The sequence below is a fragment of the Achromobacter sp. GQ309 genome (assembly GCF_059759315.1).
The window spans coordinates 786,135-802,857 of record NZ_JCAXDP010000002.1 but is presented as its reverse complement, the minus strand read 5'-3'; the positions used below and the strand labels follow the sequence as shown (position 1 = coordinate 802,857).

At 66.2% G+C, this 16,723-nt stretch carries 14 protein-coding genes; 10 read left to right on the top strand and 4 right to left on the bottom strand.

Annotated elements, in window-relative coordinates; all coding sequences use genetic code 11:
* Window position 1 precedes the first annotated feature (1 nt).
* On the bottom strand, window positions 2–904 hold the full coding sequence (locus AC6CIE_RS08990; RefSeq protein WP_498092040.1) for a LysR substrate-binding domain-containing protein: 903 nt from the start codon (window positions 902–904) through the stop codon (window positions 2–4).
* Between the two features lie 93 nt (window positions 905–997).
* Here AC6CIE_RS08990 and ggt point away from each other — a divergent pair, with 93 nt between their 5' ends.
* The 5 genes from ggt to AC6CIE_RS08965 all read left to right on the top strand — a co-directional run bounded on the left by ggt (window position 998) and on the right by AC6CIE_RS08965 (window position 8,017).
* Entirely contained in the window at window positions 998–2,626 is a 1,629-nt protein-coding gene (gene ggt, locus AC6CIE_RS08985) for a gamma-glutamyltransferase (RefSeq protein ID WP_498092038.1), read from the top strand.
* Window positions 2,627–2,673: 47 nt separating this feature from the next.
* Complete coding sequence (locus AC6CIE_RS08980; protein ID WP_175126130.1) at window positions 2,674–4,185, top strand: ABC transporter substrate-binding protein; 1,512 nt, start codon at window positions 2,674–2,676, stop codon at window positions 4,183–4,185.
* Between the two features lie 129 nt (window positions 4,186–4,314).
* Complete coding sequence (locus AC6CIE_RS08975; RefSeq protein ID WP_056316436.1) at window positions 4,315–5,259, top strand: ABC transporter permease; 945 nt, start codon at window positions 4,315–4,317, stop codon at window positions 5,257–5,259.
* Complete coding sequence (locus AC6CIE_RS08970) at window positions 5,256–6,134, top strand: ABC transporter permease (RefSeq protein WP_175138943.1); 879 nt, start codon at window positions 5,256–5,258, stop codon at window positions 6,132–6,134. The genes AC6CIE_RS08975 and AC6CIE_RS08970 overlap by 4 nt, the downstream gene beginning before the upstream one ends.
* A gap of 14 nt (window positions 6,135–6,148) precedes the next feature.
* Window positions 6,149–8,017 (top strand): dipeptide ABC transporter ATP-binding protein, encoded by a 1,869-nt coding sequence (locus tag AC6CIE_RS08965; protein WP_279975488.1) that lies wholly within the window; start codon window positions 6,149–6,151, stop codon window positions 8,015–8,017.
* Window positions 8,018–8,560: 543 nt separating this feature from the next.
* On the opposite strand, the gene AC6CIE_RS08960 is transcribed toward AC6CIE_RS08965, so the two are convergent.
* Window positions 8,561–9,214 (bottom strand): LysE family translocator, encoded by a 654-nt coding sequence (locus AC6CIE_RS08960; RefSeq protein WP_175126132.1) that lies wholly within the window; start codon window positions 9,212–9,214, stop codon window positions 8,561–8,563.
* 184 nt (window positions 9,215–9,398) lie between these two features.
* Between AC6CIE_RS08960 and AC6CIE_RS08955 the strand changes: the two genes are divergently transcribed.
* The 4 genes from AC6CIE_RS08955 to AC6CIE_RS08940 all read left to right on the top strand — a co-directional run bounded on the left by AC6CIE_RS08955 (window position 9,399) and on the right by AC6CIE_RS08940 (window position 13,024).
* Complete coding sequence (locus tag AC6CIE_RS08955) at window positions 9,399–9,935, top strand: YaeQ family protein (protein WP_175126133.1); 537 nt, start codon at window positions 9,399–9,401, stop codon at window positions 9,933–9,935.
* A 74-nt stretch (window positions 9,936–10,009) separates the two neighbouring features.
* Window positions 10,010–10,603: a TetR/AcrR family transcriptional regulator gene (locus AC6CIE_RS08950; RefSeq protein WP_498092036.1), complete on the top strand. Its 594-nt coding sequence runs from the start codon at window positions 10,010–10,012 to the stop codon at window positions 10,601–10,603.
* 116 nt (window positions 10,604–10,719) lie between these two features.
* Window positions 10,720–11,412: an SDR family oxidoreductase gene (locus tag AC6CIE_RS08945; protein ID WP_279975492.1), complete on the top strand. Its 693-nt coding sequence runs from the start codon at window positions 10,720–10,722 to the stop codon at window positions 11,410–11,412.
* Window positions 11,413–11,431: 19 nt separating this feature from the next.
* Window positions 11,432–13,024, top strand: a complete 1,593-nt coding sequence (locus AC6CIE_RS08940) for a DHA2 family efflux MFS transporter permease subunit (RefSeq protein WP_498092034.1) — start codon at window positions 11,432–11,434, stop codon at window positions 13,022–13,024.
* Between the two features lie 61 nt (window positions 13,025–13,085).
* Here the strand turns inward: AC6CIE_RS08940 and AC6CIE_RS08935 are convergent, their stop codons facing one another.
* Window positions 13,086–14,210 carry a hypothetical protein gene (locus AC6CIE_RS08935; RefSeq protein WP_498092032.1) on the bottom strand — a complete coding sequence of 375 codons (1,125 nt, stop codon included), beginning with the start codon at window positions 14,208–14,210 and terminating at the stop codon, window positions 13,086–13,088.
* Window positions 14,203–14,937, bottom strand: coding sequence for a hypothetical protein (locus AC6CIE_RS08930; RefSeq protein WP_498092030.1), 735 nt, complete (start codon window positions 14,935–14,937; stop codon window positions 14,203–14,205). Before AC6CIE_RS08930 ends, AC6CIE_RS08935 begins: the two co-directional genes overlap by 8 nt.
* A gap of 47 nt (window positions 14,938–14,984) precedes the next feature.
* Here AC6CIE_RS08930 and AC6CIE_RS08925 point away from each other — a divergent pair, with 47 nt between their 5' ends.
* Window positions 14,985–16,673: a diguanylate cyclase gene (locus AC6CIE_RS08925; RefSeq protein WP_498092028.1), complete on the top strand. Its 1,689-nt coding sequence runs from the start codon at window positions 14,985–14,987 to the stop codon at window positions 16,671–16,673.
* Window positions 16,674–16,723: the final 50 nt, after the last annotated feature.

Below are 16,723 nucleotides of genomic sequence, written 5' to 3'. Positions count from 1 at the left end.
CTCACGCGGCGGTTTGCGGTTCGCGTGCGCGGAAAGCCTGCGCGCACGCTTCGCAGATCGCCGCCGTGATGCCGTGGCGGGCATGCTCGCGGCGTTCCAGCATCCCGATGGAGCGCGACAGGGGCCCCAGGTCCTCAGGCAGATAAAAAATCCGCAGTTCCGGGCTGTGCTGCCAGTTCGCGCCGTTGATCAGCGGCAGCAGCGTCACACCGACCTCCTGGCGCACCAGTTCCACCAGCGTCTCGATGGCGTTCAGTTCCAGGAAGTCGTTGACCGGCACCGCCATGCGCCGCAGCAGGCGGTCGATCTGCAGCCCGGTGCGCTGGGTCCGGTCAAAGCGCAGGAATGGATTGCCCGCCAGCACCTCGCGTGCGTCCTGGCCGGCTGCAGAACGCGGCGCGATCACCACCATCTGTTCTTCATATAGCGGCGTCCAGCGCGTGCTGGCCATCTTGCGGCCGGCTTCCACCAGGAACGCGGCGTCCAGCTCGCCGTCCTCCACCTTGCCCGCCAGTTCGCTGGCCTTGCCCGACAGAATGCGCACGTCCAGCTTGGGGTGGGCCTTCTTCAGCCCCGAGATGACCTTGGACAGCGTGCCCATGCAGGACACGATGCTGCCCACCGACACCGATCCGGCCAATTCGCCGGGCGCGGTGCTCGGACGCCTGAGTCTGTCGTATAAATCCAGCAAGTGCTTGATTTCGGGCAGCAATTCGCGCCCGGCCGCGTTCAGGATGGCCAGGCGCCCGCTGCGGTCGAAGAGTTCTCGTCCCAGCTCGGCTTCAAGCGACCGCATCTGAAAGCTCACGGCTGCCTGCGTCAGGGCGACCTGCTCGGCGGCCTCGGAGAAGGAACCGTGGTGCGCGACCGCCAGAAACGTGCGCAGAAATCGGATCGTACTCATAAAAAATTCTTTTATGACGGAACAAAAAATCAAATTGATTTAATTAAAGCACGAGAGTAACTTCGCCCGCTTAACCGTTAAGAGACCCGCCACATGAAAACCTTCGACTGGGCCAACCCGTATCCTTCCGTTCGCATCCCGCTGTTCGCCCGCAACGTGGTCTCCACGTCGCACCCGCTGGCGGCCCAGGCGGGGCTGCGCATGCTGCTCAAGGGCGGCAACGCCGTGGACGCCGCCATCGCGGCCGCAGCCACGATCGTCCTGGTCGAACCGGTCTCGTGCGGCCTGGGCGGCGACTGCTTTGCCATCGTGTGGGACGGCAAGGAGCTGCACGGCCTGAACTCGTCGGGCGTCGCGCCCGCCGCCTGGAACACTGAATACTTCAAGCGCAAATACGGCACCGGCGACAACGGCCTGGCCATCCAGCCCAAGCGCGGCTGGGACTCGGTCACGGTCCCCGGCGTGGTGGCCGGCTGGGCCGCGCTGCATGAAAAGCTGGGCAAGCTGCCGTTCGAACAGCTGTTTGAACCCGCCATCGAGATCGCCGAGCGCGGCTACGCCGTGCCGCCCGTGGTGGCGCACAAGTGGGCTGCCGCCGCCGAAGAACTGAAGTCGCAGCCCGGCTACGCCCAGGCCTTCCTGCCCGAAGGCCGCGCGCCCAAGGTCGGCGAGCACTTCCGTTTCCCCGACGCCGCCAACACGCTGCGCCGCATCGCCGAATCCAAGGGCCGCGACTTCTACGAAGGCGAGCTGGCCGAGCGCATCGCCGCCTTCAGCAAGGAATGCGGCGGCGCAATGACGCTGGAAGACCTGCGCGGCTACCGCCCGGAATGGGTCAAGCCCATCTCCAAGTCGTATCGCGGCTACGAGCTGCACGAAATCCCGCCGAACGGGCAGGGCATCGCCGCGCTGATCGCGCTGGGCATCGTCGAACGCTTTGACATGGCCCATATCCCCGTGGATTCGGTGCAATCGCAGCACATCCAGATCGAAGCCATGAAGCTGGCCTTCGCCGACCTGTACAAGTACGTGGCCGACCCGCGCGCCATGCAGGTCACGCCCGAACAGATGCTGTCGGACGCCTACCTGGACAGCCGCGCCAAGCTGATCCGTCTGGACCAGGCCACCCATTTCGAAGCCGGCCGTCCGCACGCGGGCGGCACCATCTACCTGACCGCCGCCGACGAAAACGGCATGATGATCTCGTTCATCCAGTCCAACTACATGGGCTTCGGATCGGGCGTGGTCGTGCCGGGCACCGGCATCAGCATGCAGAACCGCGGCGTGGGTTTCTCGATGGATCCCAAGTCGGCCAACGTGGTCGAAGGCGGCAAGCGCCCGTTCCACACCATCATCCCGGGCTTCCTGACGCGCGGCGGCAAGCCGGTCATGAGCTTTGGCGTCATGGGCGGCGACATGCAGCCCCAGGGCCACATGCAGACGGTCGTCCGCATGATCGACTACCACCAGAACCCGCAAGCCGCGTGCTGCGCCCCGCGCTGGAAGGTCAACCGCGACTTCACGCTGGATATCGAGACCAATATGAAGGCCTCGACGATTGCAGGTCTGAAGGATCTGGGCCATGCTCTGAAATCCGTTGACGATCCCTACATGGACTTCGGCGCTGGCCAGTTCATCTGGCGCATGGCCGAAAGCGACAACGAACTGGGCTACGTCGCCGCCAGCGACAGCCGTCGCGACGGCCAGGCGGTGGGTTTCTAAAGCGGTTCCTGATACCGGCAAATGCAGCAACAAGGGGAATAAACACAATGAAACGCTTGACCATGACCTTCGGCGCCAGCCTGCTGGCGCTGGCCGCCGGCGCCGCCAGCGCCCAGAACATCCGGATCGGCCTGCAGGAAGATCCCGATGTCCTGGATCCGCACCGCGCCCGCACCTACGTGGGCCGCATCGTGTTCACGTCGCTGTGCGACAAGCTGGTGGACATCGATCCCAAACTGCACTTCGTGCCGCAACTGGCCACCTCGTGGTCGTTCAGCGACGACAACAAGGTGCTGACCTTCAAGCTGCGCGACGACGCGCTGTTCCACGACGGCACCAAGTTTGACGCGGCCGCGGCCAAGGCCAACCTGGACCGCGCCATGAGCCTGCCGGACAGCCTGCGCAAGGGCGAACTGCGCTCGGTGGCCAAGGTCGACGCGCCCGACGCCACCACGCTGGTGCTGACCCTGAAGGAACCGGACGCCACGCTGCTCGCGCAACTGTCCGACCGCGCCGGCATGATGCTGTCGCCCAAGACCTTCTCGGACGACGTCGCCGCCGTGGGCCGCAAGCCCATCTGCTCGGGCCCGTACAAATTCGTCGAGCGCATCCAGAACGACCGCATCGTCCTGGAAAAATTCGACCAGTACTACGGCGCCAAGGACTACGCGTTCAAGCGCGTGACCTTCCTGCCCATCCCGGACACCACCGTGCGCCTGTCCAACCTGCGCGCCGGCGACCTGGACATGCTCGAACGCCTGAATCCGTCCGACGCGCCGCAGGTCAAGAACGACGCCAGCCTGACGTTCGCGCCGGTTGCGGGCCTGGGCTTCCAGCAGTTCATGTTCAACGTGGGCAACGGCAAGCGCGCCGAAGACAACCCGTTCAAGAACAAGCTGGTGCGCCAGGCGTTCCAGTACGCCATCGATCGCAACGCCATCAACGAAGTGGCCGGCGGCGGCATCTTCGAACCCGCGCAGCAGCCGTTCCCGCCCGCCAGCCCCTATCACAGCGACAAATTCCCGGTCACCCAGCGCGACGTGGCCAAGGCCAAGAGCCTGCTCAAGCAGGCGGGCGTTGACCGCGTGAAGGCCGAGCTGGTGTTTGGCAACAACACCACCACCTCGTCCATCGCCGAAATCGTCCAGGCCATGGCTGCCGAGGCGGGCTTTGACCTGTCGCTGCGCCCGACCGAATACGCGGCGCTCCAAAAGGAAGCCTCGGGCGGCAACTTCCAGATCGTGATGCTGGGGTGGTCCGGCCGGGTCGATCCCGACGGCAACATCCACGCGTTCGTCACCTGCAAGGGCGCACTGAACGACGGTCACTACTGCAATCCGGAAGTCGACAAGCTGCTGAACCAGGCTCGCACAGTCCCGGACGAAGCCAAGCGCAAGGCCATTTACGACCAGGCGCAGGCCATCATCCAGGACGAACTGCCCGGCGTGTACAACTACTACCAGCCGTGGCCCTTCGTGATGGGCAAGAAGGTCCAGGGCTTCACGCCCTATCCGGACGGTATGATCCGGCTCAAGGGCGTGACGTTCGCGCAGAAGTAATGTTGGGGCGGCGAATGCCCGCCGCGCCCGCCGGACGCGCCTTGCGCGTCCGGTTGTCGTTTGCGGCGGACGCGCATCGGGCCCTGTCCGGCCGGCGCCGTCCGTCGTTCCTGTCTTACGGTTTCCCACATGCTTAAACTCATCTTGCGCCGCGTGATCGTCGCGATCCCGACACTGATATTGGTGTCGATGATCGTGTTCATGCTGCAGAAAATCCTGCCCGGCGATCCGGTGCTGACCCTGGCCGGCGAAGAGCGCGACCCGGCCGTCCTGGACTACCTGCGCGACAAATACCGCCTGAACGACCCGTTGCCGATGCAGTACGCGGCCTGGGCCGGGCAGGTCCTGCAAGGCGATCTGGGCAAGTCCCTGCGCACCGACGTGCCCGTCACGACGCTGATCGCGCAAAAGCTGCCCGTTACCCTGCAACTGGCGGCCATGGCGATGTTCTTCGCGCTGCTGGTGGGCATCCCCATGGGCATCATCGCCGCGGTGCGTAAAGGCAAGCCCGTCGAAATGGGCGCCAACATCGCGGCGTTATCCGGCATGTCCATTCCCAACTTCTGGCTGGGCATCATCCTCATCATGGTGGTGTCGGTGCAGTGGAAGTTGCTGCCGGCCTCGGGCTACGTGTCGCCGTCTGAAGACTTCTGGCTGTCGATCAAGACGATGCTGATGCCGTCGCTGGTGCTGTCCACGGCGATCGCGGCGTATCTGATGCGGCATACGCGGTCTTCCATGCTGGAAGCGCTGTCGGCGGATTACGTGCGCACCGCCCGCGCCAAGGGCGTGTCGCCGCGCAGCGTGGTGCTGCGCCATGCGCTGCGCAATGCGCTGATGCCGATCGTCACGCTGGTGACGCTGCTGTTCGGCGAACTGCTGGCGGGCGCCGTGCTGACCGAGCAGGTCTTCACGATTCCGGGCTTCGGCAAGCTGGTGGTCGATGCGGTGTTCACCCGCGACTACGCGGTGGTGCAGGGCGTGGTGCTCTGCGTGGCGGTGGGCTTCATCCTGATGAACCTGCTGGCCGACATCCTGTACATCCTGGTCAATCCCCGCCTGAGGCACTCATGAGCGCAATTCCTGCAACGGCCGCAGCCGTCACGCCGCCCCGCAGCCGCAATCGCGCGTGGGCCAAATTCAAACGCAACCGCATCGCGATGCTCGGCCTGGGCATCGTGCTGTTCTTCGTGGTGGTGGCCATTCTGGCCCCGTTCATCGTCAGTCAGGATCCCCTGCAGACCAGCTTCACCACCATCCGCAAGGCGCCGTCCGCGGCGCATTGGCTGGGTACGGACGAGCTGGGCCGCGACATCTACAGCCGCATGGTGTACGGCGCACGCGCCTCGCTGATGGCGGGCCTGGTGTCGGTGCTGATCGCGCTGATCGTGGGCGTGCCGTTCGGCCTGGCCGCGGGCTACTTCGGCGGCTGGACGGACAGCTTCATCTCCCGCGCCACCGAGGCGCTCCTGGCCATTCCCTTCCTGATCCTGGCGATTGCGCTGGCCGCCTTTTTGGGACCCAGCCTGACCAACGCGATGATCGCCATCGGCGTGTCCGCCGCGCCCAAGTTCATCCGGCTGACGCGCGGGCAGGTGCTGGCGGTCAAGAACGAGGACTACGTGCAGAGCGCCCGCGCGCTGGGCGCGTCCGACCTGCGCATCATCGGTCGGCACGTGTTCCCCAACGTGATGCCGCCGCTGATCGTGCAGGCCACCATCACGATCGCCACGGCCATCATCGCCGAGGCCAGCCTGTCCTTCCTGGGCCTGGGCCTGCAGCCGCCGACGCCGTCGTGGGGCTCGATGCTGAACACGGCCAAGAACTTCATGACCCAGGCGCCCTGGATGTCGATCTTCCCCGGATCGGCCATTTTCCTGGTGGTGCTGGGCTTCAATCTGCTGGGTGACGGGCTGCGTGACGCGCTCGATCCGCGTCAGGAAAAGTAATCGATATGGCAACCATGGATTCCAACCGTGTCGTACAGGTCAATGACCTGACGGTGCGGTTCAAAACGCCCGAACGCACCGTGGAAGCGGTGCGCAATGTTTCCTTTCACGTGAACCGCGGCGAGACGCTGGCCATCGTGGGCGAGTCGGGCTCCGGCAAGTCGGTGACGTCGCTGGCGCTGATGCGGCTGGTCGAGTATGGCGGCGGGCACATCGCCAATGGCGGAATGCTGCTGCGCCGGCGTAGCGGCGAGGTGCTGGATCTGGTCAGCGCGCCCGATTCGACGCTGCAGCGCGTGCGCGGCGCGGACGTGGCGATGATCTTCCAGGAGCCGATGACGTCGCTGAACCCCAGCTTTACGGCGGGCAATCAGATCGCCGAGGCCCTGCAGCTGCATCAGGGGCTGGACGCGGCGGCGGCGCGGGCGGAAACGCTGCGCATGCTGGAACGGGTGCGCATCCCGGAGGCGCGCGCCATTCTGGACCGCTATCCGCACCAGTTGTCGGGCGGGATGCGCCAGCGCGTGATGATCGCGATGGCGCTGTCGTGCAAGCCGCAATTGCTGATCGCCGACGAGCCGACGACCGCGCTCGACGTCACCATCCAGGCGCAGATCCTGCAACTGATCCGCCAGCTCCAGGAAGAAATGGACATGGGCGTGATCTTCATCACGCACGACATGGGCGTGGTGGCGGAAGTGGCGGACCGGGTGCTGGTGATGTACCGGGGCGACAAGGTGGAAGAGGGCGGTTCGGACGAGATCTTTGCGCGTCCGCAGCATGCCTACACGCGGGCGCTGCTGTCGGCGGTGCCGCGGCTGGGGGCGATGCAGGGCACGGACGAGCCGGCGCCGTTTCCGCTGTTGAAGGTGGACGAGGCGGTGCGGGTGCCGGATCCGGCGCGGCTGGTGGACACGCCGGTGGCGGCGCCGTCTACGGTGCGGCGCGAGAATGGTCCTGTGCTGAAGGTGCGGGATCTGACGACCAGCTTCGACATTACCGGCGGCATTCTGGGCCGGGTGCAGAAGCGGGTGCATGCGGTCGAGAAGGTCAGCTTCGACCTGTATCCGGGCGAGACGCTGTCGCTGGTGGGCGAGTCTGGGTGCGGGAAGACGACGACTGGCCGTTCTTTGCTGCAGCTGGTCAAGAGCAAGAGCGGGTCCATTGAATTCGACGGCAAGAATATCGGGGCGTTGCGGGGCAGTGCGATGCAGACGCTGCGCCAGCATATCCAGTTCATCTTCCAGGATCCGTTTGCGTCTCTGGATCCGCGGATGACGGTGGGCTATTCGATCATGGAGCCGTTGCTGATCCACAAGGTGGCGCGCGGTAAAGAGGCGCAGGAGCGGGTGCGCTGGCTGATGGATAAATGCGGGCTGCTGCCTGAGATGATCGATCGCTATCCGCACGAGTTCTCGGGCGGGCAGCGTCAGCGGATCTGCATCGCGCGGGCGTTGGCGTTGAATCCGAAGGTGGTGATTGCGGATGAGTCGGTGTCGGCGCTGGATGTGTCGATTCAGGCGCAGATCGTGAATCTGCTGCTGGATTTGCAGCGTGAGTTGGGTGTTTCGTTTTTGTTTATCTCGCATGACATGGCGGTGGTGGAGCGGGTCAGCCATCGGGTCGCGGTGATGTATCTGGGGCAGATCGTTGAGATCGGGCCTCGGCGGGCTATCTTTGAAAATCCGCAGCATCCTTATACGAAGAAGCTGATGGCGGCGGTGCCGATCGCGGATCCGCAGCGGCGGCATCGGGAGCGGTCGCTGCTGGTGGATGAGATTCCTAGTCCGATGCGCAAGATTGGGGATGAGCCGTTGGTGGAGCCGTTGGTTGCCGTGGGGGATGGGCATTTTGTGGCTCGGCATGCGATTGGGGTTTATTGAGGCGGCGGTTTTTGCTGCTGCTGCTGTTATTGCTGTTGCTGCTTGCGGCGGTCGGGGTTCTTGAGACGCGGCCGGCGCCGGGCCGGGTGCGAGCGAGGGGCCACGATTGCGGTCTGGAGCCTTCGCTCCGGACGGCCCCTGCGTCATCCTCGTTGGCGCCCTTCGGCGCCTGCCTTCGGATTCCCTTGGGCGCATCGACGCCCCTCGCTCGCACCCGTCCCGTCACCAGCCGCTCCGTGAGTTGCTGGCGTCGGGTGGCGGGGCGAGTTGGGTTCTTGCGTTCTTGCCTCGGGAGGGGTGGGGCGAAGGTCTTGCGGGGTCGCCAAAATCGGCCGCGCGGGCGGCCTTCTTTGGCGTTTGGGTGTCTTGCGTCGTGGTGATGACGCTGCGCGCTGGTGGGGGGGTGTTTGCCGTTAGACGCCTGTGCGCGCCCGCGCCGCTCTCGGGTGTCTGACACCCCTACGAGATGGGTGTGGTATTGCAGCTGGCCTTCCCGGGTGTCTGACACCCATCGAAGCGCCAGCGTCGCTTCAAGCCTTTGAATCAGCGTTTCTCCAGCGCCAACCTCAACCCAAACGCAATGAACACCGCCCCGGTCACACGGTCCAGGCCGCGGGTGACTGCGGGGCGGGAAAGCCAGCGCGCCAGAGGCCGGGTGGCGGCTACCAGAAGGACGAACCACAGCATTCCGACGATCGCGTGGACCGTGGCGAGCAGCAGGCTGAAGCGCAGCACGTCGGCGCCAGCGGGGATGAATTGCGGCAGGAACGTGATGTAGAAGACGCCGACCTTGGGGTTCAGGGCGTTGGTAAGGCAGCCGCGCACGAACCAGCCGGTGGCGGATGTGCTGGGGCGGGCGGGGGTGGCCAGGATGCCGGAGGGCGACGCCGTCGCGGCTTTGCGGCGGGAACGCGTGCTCCACAGCAGCTTGACGCCCAGATAGAACAGGTAGATCGCAGCGCAGATGCGCAAGGTGTCGTAAGCCAACGTGGACACGGCCAGCAGCGAGCCGAGTCCGAATGCCGCGATGGCGCCCCATAGCAGGCAGCCGGCGCTGATGCCCAATCCGGCCATGAGCGCGCGGCGGCTGCCTTCGACGGCGGCGGTGCGTAGCACGAGGGCGTTGTCCAGGCCGGGGGTGATGGTCAGGATGGCGGCGGCCAGGGTGAAGGCTAGGAGGGCGGCTGTGGCGGTCATGGCGGGCGGGTCTTGAGGGCGTTGCCGGCTGGGGTTGCGGGCGCCCGGCAAGTGTAACGCCGGTCGCGGCGCCTGACTGCTATGAGGTCGGGGGGATGCCGACTCGGCACAGCCGCCTTGACGCCCGCACCGCCCGGTTATCATGGCGGCCTTCCTGCAATTCGCTTTTGAACGGACTTACGCCATGGCCCTGCGCGCCACCATCTACAAGGCCGACCTGAACGTCGCCGATACCGATCGCCACTATTACGGCAGCCACGGGCTTACCGTGGCGCGTCATCCGTCCGAGACGGACGAGCGCATGATGGTTCGGCTCTTGGCGTTTGCGATGCACGCGCAGGAGGAACTGGCGTTCACGAAGGGGCTCAGCGAGACGGATGAGCCGGATCTTTGGGTGAAGGATCTGACCGGGGAGATCAAGCTGTGGATCGAAGTGGGCCAGCCTGAAGAGCGCCGGATTCTGCGTGCCTGTGGCCGCGCCGATGAGGTGATCGTGTATTGCTATGGCGGGTCGGCCAGCAAGATCTGGTGGGATGGGGTACGCAATAAGCTGGAGCGCACGCGCAATCTGAAGGTGGTGAATCTGCCTTCGGAACAGTCGAAGGCGTTGGGCAAGCTGGCCGAGCGCACGATGCAGCTGAACGCCAATATCTCGGACGGCGTGGTGTATTTCTCGGCGGAAAAGGGCGAAGTGACCATCGAGCCGGAAGCTTGGCGCTGAAAACGGGGCCGGGGCTTGCACCCTGGAATATTGCGGGCGTAATATGACGACCATCATATTTCGGTGTTGCGATCATGTCCGCCTCCCGCAAGGAACAATCCCACGAACGCATTGTTGATGCAGCTGCCCGCGCGATCCGGCGCGCGGGGTATTCGGGGGTGGGCGTCGCGGACATCATGAAAGAAGCCGGGCTGACGCACGGCGGCTTCTATGCGCATTTCCCGTCGCGCGACGCGTTGCTGGCGGCGGCGATGGAGCGTGCGGGGCAGGATGGCGCGGCGCGGTTGTCTCAGAGCATGGCGCGGCGCCGCGCCGAGGGCGCCAGTCCGTTGCGCGCCTGGGTGGAAGCCTATCTCAGCGATGCGCATCTGACCGGCTGCGAACGGGGGTGCCCGGTGGCGGCGTTGGCGTCAGAGATTCCCCGCCAGTCGGATGATGTGCGCGAGGCGGCCGCCGGCCGGGTGCAGCGGTTGCTGGAAGCGGTGCAACAGGTGCTGCCGGCTCAGGTGGATGAACACGCGGCGGCGGCGGTGCTCAGTACGCTCGTGGGCGCGTTGCAGCTGGCCCGGGCGTTGGGCGATAACCCGAGCGGACGCGCAGTCCTGGCGTCTGCCCGTCACGCCGTTCTGGCGCAGTACGACCACGAGGGCGCCGCAGTCTCTCACTGAATGATTTTTCTGGCCGCGTTGCGCGGCCATTTTGCTGTCCTTAAATATGATGGTCATCATATTTAGTCGTGCCAAAGCTGACTCATACCCACACATCACTTTTAGGAATACCGATCATGGAACTCAAGAACGCCGTTGTTTTCATCACCGGGGCCAATCGCGGCCTGGGTCTGACTTTTGCCCGCGAGGCGCTGGCCCGCGGGGCCCGCAAGGTGTACGCCGCCGCGCGTGATCCGTCTTCGATCACGCTGGAAGGCGTGGTGCCGGTCAAGCTGGACGTGACGCGCGCGCAAGACGTGGCGGCTGCGGCGGAGTTGGCGAAGGACGTGACGCTGGTGATCAACAATGCGGGTATCGCGGACTTCGGCGGGTTTCTGGCGCCGGGCAGCGTGGAGTCGGCGCGCCGGCATCTGGACGTGAATCTGTTTGGGCCGCTGTTGGTGTCGCAGGCGTTTGCACCGGCGCTGGCCGCGAATGGCGGCGGGGCGATCCTGAATGTCCTGTCGATCGCGAGCTGGGTGAACAACCCGGTGCTGGGGGTGTACGGGATGAGCAAGTCCGCGGCCTGGGCGCTGACGAACGGGCTGCGCCAGGAGCTGCGGGGCCAGAACACGCAGGTGCTCGGACTGCACATGGGGTTCGTGGACACCGACCTGACCAAGGGCATCGATGCCCCCAAGTCCACGCCGCAGGCCATCGTGAGCCAGGCGTTTGATGCGCTGGAAGCCGGCGAGCAGGAAGTGCTGGCCGACGAGCGGACCCGCCAGGTCAAGCAGGGGCTGACCGCCACCCCGGCGGTCTATCTGTAAGCGCGAGGGCCAGGCCGACATGCGTAACCACTCCACTTCAGCCCGCGCTTCCGAAGCAGGCTCGGGCGCCGCATTGGGCGGTGCAGCCTTGCGAGCTGACGCCGTTAACGCCGGCGCGGCTGTCGCAACCGTCCCCGTCCCGGCGACCGAGCCCGGGCACGCCGCAACCGGCCCCGCCCCGGCGACCGCGTCCGGCCACGCCGCAACCGGCCCCGTCCCGGCGACCGCGCCCGGGCACGCCGCCAGCGCCCCGCACGCATCCCCCTGGCCAATTTTCTGGATCGCCAGCATCGCCGTCTTCCTGGTGTCGCTGGACAGCACGATGCTGTTCGCGGCGTTCGGCGCGCTGCGCGAAGGATTCCCGGCGGCCTCGGCCGCGGACATGTCCTGGGTGCTCAATGCCTACACGGTGGTCTTTGCCGCCATGCTGATCCCGTCAGGCGGACTGGCAGACACGCATGGCCGCAAGCGCATGTTCATGGGCGGGGTGCTGCTGTTTCTGGCGGCGTCGGCGGCCTGCGGGCTGGCGGCGACGGAACAGTGGCTGATCGCCGCGCGGGTGCTGCAGGCGGTGGGCGCGGCACTCTTGACGCCGGCGTCGCTGTCGATCGTGTTGGCAGCCTTTCCGGCGTCGAAGCGGTCGGTCGCGGTCAGCCTGTGGGGCGCGGTGGGCGGATTGGCGGCGGCGGTGGGTCCCAGCCTGGGCGCGTTCGTGGTGGATGTGGCGGGATGGCCGTGGGCGTTCTACATCAACCTGCCGCTGGGCGCGGTGTCACTGTGGTTCGGCGCGGGGATGCTGAAGGAGTCGGTGAAACCGGACGCGCGCCGCCGGGTGGACGGCGTGGGCATGGCGCTGCTGATGGTGGGCGTCGGGGCAGTGGCCCTGGCCATCGTGCAATCGGAATCGCCGACGTGGCAGCGCAGCGAACTGGCGATCGCGGCGGCGGTGGGTGTGATGGCGCTGATCGCCTTCGTGGCCTGGGCGCGCGTGACGCCGCATCCGCTGGTGGATCTGGCCCTGTTCAAGCACCGGACCTACCGCTACGTGAACCTGGCGACGCTGAGCTTCGGCATTGCTTTTGCCATGATGTTCTTCGCGTTCTTCTTCTACATGACGGGCGTGTGGCATTACAGCCTGCCGCGCGCCGGGCTGGCGGTGACGCCGGGTCCGCTGCTCGTGATGCCGACGGCGATCATCACCGGCCGGCTGGCGGCGCGGATGGGGCATCGGCCGTTTCTGGTGGGCGGCGCGCTGGTGTACGCGGCAAGCGGGTTGTGGTTTCTGCTGGTGCCGGGCGCGGAGCCCGCCTATCTGACCGAATGGCTGCCCGGTCTGCTGCTGAGCGGCATCGGCGTGGGCATGGTGCTGCCGTCGCTGTCGGGAGCGGCGGTGAACCGGCTGCCGGCGCAGCATTACGCGGTGGGCAGCGCGGTGAACCAGGCGACGCGCCAGGTGGGCGGCGTGCTGGGCGTGGCGATCACGGTGCTGCTGCTGGGGCACGGCGTCGCCAGTCACGCGGATTTCTCGCCGATCTACACCGCGCACGTGGGGCTGGCGCTGTTGACGGCGCTGCTGTGCCTGCCAGTGGATACCCGGCCCAGGTCCGCGTAACGCGCGATGGCGCCAGGCAGGCGCGGCCAGCGTTCCGTGACGGACGCTCCGCGCCTGCGGTTTACAGGCAGGCGTTCCGCGACACGTTCGCGGGGTCCGTGCATGCCCGCCACGTCGCGGCCGGCATGGCCGGCACCAGCACCAACCGGCTCATCGGGTCGGTGTACCAGAGAATCCGCCCGGGCTCGTCCTGCATGGCCTTCCAGACCTTCTGCTGCGCGGCGGGATCGAGCGCACATTGACCCTGGTCGCCGGTTACGCCCTCGGCCAGCACCGTCTGGCTGCCCGGATCCCAAGACACCATGTCATCGTCGTCCAAAGCGATGTCTTCCTGAAGGCGCACGATGCGCCATGCATTGCCGGCCACGTCGGTCGACAACCGCGACAGCGCGTCGCGCTCGATTACGTGCAGGCGGTCCCGCAGGGCCCCGGGTTCCGCATACGCCCCGGGATCGTCGTGGCCATCCGGCGACGTGAATGGAGACTGCCGCCGCACATAGCGCGCGGCGGGCCGGCCTTGTTCATCGTAGGTTTGCACCGCGACGGATTCGTTGGCGGTGGCGTCGATGACACGCAGCAGCCTGCCGGATGCCTCGCGTACGTAGCGCCGCCCGGGGGCCGCGTCCATCGCCTCGCCGCAAGACCCGGCGATAAATGCCTGCAGTGCGCCGTGCGCATCGTGCTGCAGGCAGACCTGTCCGACGAGCGTGTAGGCCGCGCCCTGCGTGCGCGTGTACTCGGCCACGCGCAACAGGGACCCGTCAGCGCCGTACTCGAACGCATGGCCGCCGGATACCGTGGGCGTTCCCAAAGCCCGCGGGTCCAGGTGCTGGACCCGGCAAAGCCGGCCGTCGGCGTCGAAAAGCAGTTGCGCGTGGGCCGCACCCTCGCCGTCACCCACGCGATAGGCGGTCCAGTCCACCTTGTCCATCCAGGTGCGCGGGTGCGGATCGCCGGACGCGGTCAGCCAGACCGGTTGCGGCTGCGTGGCGACGCGTTCGCCCTGACGGCCCAGCAGGACGCGCGATTGCGTCACATCGACGGAAACGCGAACCGCGGTCAAAGCGCCGGATTCGGAAAACCCCGCGTCCGCAGGACCGCAGGCCGCCAGGGCCGGGTCGGCGTGCATCACCGAGGCCGAGGCCAACGCCGCGCCAAATGCGATGCGGCCAAGACGATCACGCATATTGCAGCGCGTCCATGAACGTCACGAGATCCCAGAATTCCCTGGATACGCCGCCCAGGCGCAGTTTTCCATCGCGTTCCTCGAACAGCAGGAACGGATACGCGTTGCGGGCGAATACGCCCGGTGCCGGCAGCCGGTAGGGCTTGAAGACCTCGGGGTCGTTGAAGTAGCGTTCCAGGCGCCCGCCACCGTCCACATGTACGTACCGTACGCGTAGCGCAGGGTGCTGAAACGCCGGTTGCGTTTCGGGATAGATCCCGCCGTCGCCCGCCACGACGGCGTCGGACAGCGCGGCGAGGAAGACGCGCCGGATGCCCACGAAATGGATTTCGCCGGATGTGCCGCCCGGCTGGGCTGCCGCCAGTTTTTCCAGCAACGCCGCGGCGCGCGAACCGGGCACGACCGTTCCGGCAAACAGGGCGTCGATGTCCCCCGGCTGCCCACCGGCCGATGGCCGAAGCCGGCGCAGATCTTCCCGGAATTCGCTCAGCCATTGCTGGTAGCGCACGTTTTCCGCGTGGCGATCGAAGGGCTGCGCAGCCGCGATGGCGGACTGGAAAGCCATCAGCGCCGCTGCGGCGGCAAGCCAGAGCGGATACGTCAGCGCGGCCTTCCAGCGAGGTCGCCAGCACGGCAACGTTACGGAAATAAGGGGTCTCATAGGCCCGCGATCATATCTGCCGAAATGATGCATTTTTGGTGCGAACCGTGACAGAATGTCAGCCACGTTGCGCCAAGCTGTATCGATGAATGCCGTATTGATCAGGTTCTGACATGCCCGCTACCGGTGATGTGTCCCCAATCCCATCGCCGGTCGATGCCGCCGGCGTCGCGCAGCGCGATCCGGACGGCCCGCTGGACAAGCTGGCGCGCCTGGCCTGCCGGATGTTTGACGTGGATCTGGCAGCCATCGTTTGCACCGATGCGGATGGCGTGTGGCAGGCGGCAGCCGGCCCGGCCTGCGCCGGTGGCCGAAGTTCGTGGTCCTTCGAACTTCCGGTGCGCGCCGCAGATGGGCGCCTCCTCGGCGTATTCCGTCTCGGGCACGGGCAGGCGCGCGAATTCTCAGATGAAGACCGCAAGGCTCTGCAGGACTTCGCCAGCCTGGCGGCCACGGCCGTCGAAAAGCGCCACGCGCTGGCGTGCGAACGCGCCGACGAAGACACCTGGCGCGATGAGGCCCGCAAGCTGTCGCTGGCTATCGCGGGCAGCGGCACGGGGGTGTGGGACCGCAATGTGGTGACCGGGGAGATCACTTATTCGCCCGGCTGGAAGGCTTTGCTGGGCTATGGCGAATCCGAACTCACCACACGCATCGAGGACGCCTATACCCGCTTGCACCCGGACGACCTGGTCTATGTGCGGGCCGCGATGCAGGATCACTTCGACGGCAAGACCGACAGCTACGAAGTCGAACACCGCATCCGGTGCAAGGATGGCAGCTACAAATGGATTTGCAGCCGCGGCAAGGTGGTCAGCCGCGACGAATCGGGCAGGGCGCTGCGCATGGTGGGCACCACGACCGACATCAGCGCCGTGCGCGCCATGTCCGAAAGGCTCCAGCGCACGGCGGACCTTGTCGTCAACCTGACCGACGCGGTGCCCGGTCTGGTCTTCCAATGCCGGCCGTTGCCCGAGGGCGGATCGCGTTTCTCGTACGTCAGCGCGGGCATCTGGGACATGTTCGAACTCACCGCAGACGACGTGCGGGCCAGCACTACCGCCGTCGAACAGCGGATCCATCCGGAAGACTTGCCTGTCTACCGCGCATCCCTGCAGGCCGCGGCGGCGGCGCGAACCCCCTGGCATGTGGAGTTCCGCGTGTGCCTGCCGCTGCAGGGCGTGCGCTGGCGGCAGGGCGACGCGAGTCCAAGGCGGGACGCAGACAGCGGCGTGGTCTGGCACGGCTTCGTCACCGACATCACCGACCGCAAGCGGGCCGAACTCGAACTGCGCGAGCTGGCCGCGACCGACGCGCTGACAACCCTGCCCAACCGCCGCCATTTCATGTCGCGCATCGCCGCGGAGCTGGCGCGGATCAAGGGTCACGGCGGGCTGGGATCGGCCGTACTGATGTGCGACCTGGATCATTTCAAGCACATCAACGACACCTGGGGCCACGCCATCGGTGATGGTGTGCTGCAGCATTTTGCGAGCATGCTGCGCACGCAGTTGCGCGAGATCGACCTGGTGGGGCGCATCGGCGGAGAAGAATTTGCCGTTGTGCTGCCCGATACCGACATCGAACGCGCCCGCGTCTTTGCCCGCAACGTGCAGCGCCGCATCGCCGATACGCCCTATCTGTCGGAAGGGCGGCACATTCCGCTGACCGTCAGCATCGGGATTTCCGCCCTCCACACCAAGGACGACGATGCCGAGCTGGCGCTCAGCCGCAGCGACCGCGCGCTGTATTACGCCAAGCAGCGGGGACGCAATCGGATCGAGTCGGTGTTTTCCCGATAGAACAACCCGTCCAGCCATTTGTTCCATTGACCGTACATTAGGACACCCCT

Coding starts and splice junctions, on each gene's coding strand:
- AC6CIE_RS08990 (WP_498092040.1), bottom strand. CDS start 904: ATGAGTACGATCCGATTTCTGCGCACGTTTCTGGCGGTCGCGCACCAC.
- ggt (WP_498092038.1), top strand. CDS start 998: ATGAAAACCTTCGACTGGGCCAACCCGTATCCTTCCGTTCGCATCCCG.
- AC6CIE_RS08980 (WP_175126130.1), top strand. CDS start 2,674: ATGAAACGCTTGACCATGACCTTCGGCGCCAGCCTGCTGGCGCTGGCC.
- AC6CIE_RS08975 (WP_056316436.1), top strand. CDS start 4,315: ATGCTTAAACTCATCTTGCGCCGCGTGATCGTCGCGATCCCGACACTG.
- AC6CIE_RS08970 (WP_175138943.1), top strand. CDS start 5,256: ATGAGCGCAATTCCTGCAACGGCCGCAGCCGTCACGCCGCCCCGCAGC.
- AC6CIE_RS08965 (WP_279975488.1), top strand. CDS start 6,149: ATGGATTCCAACCGTGTCGTACAGGTCAATGACCTGACGGTGCGGTTC.
- AC6CIE_RS08960 (WP_175126132.1), bottom strand. CDS start 9,214: ATGACCGCCACAGCCGCCCTCCTAGCCTTCACCCTGGCCGCCGCCATC.
- AC6CIE_RS08955 (WP_175126133.1), top strand. CDS start 9,399: ATGGCCCTGCGCGCCACCATCTACAAGGCCGACCTGAACGTCGCCGAT.
- AC6CIE_RS08950 (WP_498092036.1), top strand. CDS start 10,010: ATGTCCGCCTCCCGCAAGGAACAATCCCACGAACGCATTGTTGATGCA.
- AC6CIE_RS08945 (WP_279975492.1), top strand. CDS start 10,720: ATGGAACTCAAGAACGCCGTTGTTTTCATCACCGGGGCCAATCGCGGC.
- AC6CIE_RS08940 (WP_498092034.1), top strand. CDS start 11,432: ATGCGTAACCACTCCACTTCAGCCCGCGCTTCCGAAGCAGGCTCGGGC.
- AC6CIE_RS08935 (WP_498092032.1), bottom strand. CDS start 14,210: ATGCGTGATCGTCTTGGCCGCATCGCATTTGGCGCGGCGTTGGCCTCG.
- AC6CIE_RS08925 (WP_498092028.1), top strand. CDS start 14,985: ATGCCCGCTACCGGTGATGTGTCCCCAATCCCATCGCCGGTCGATGCC.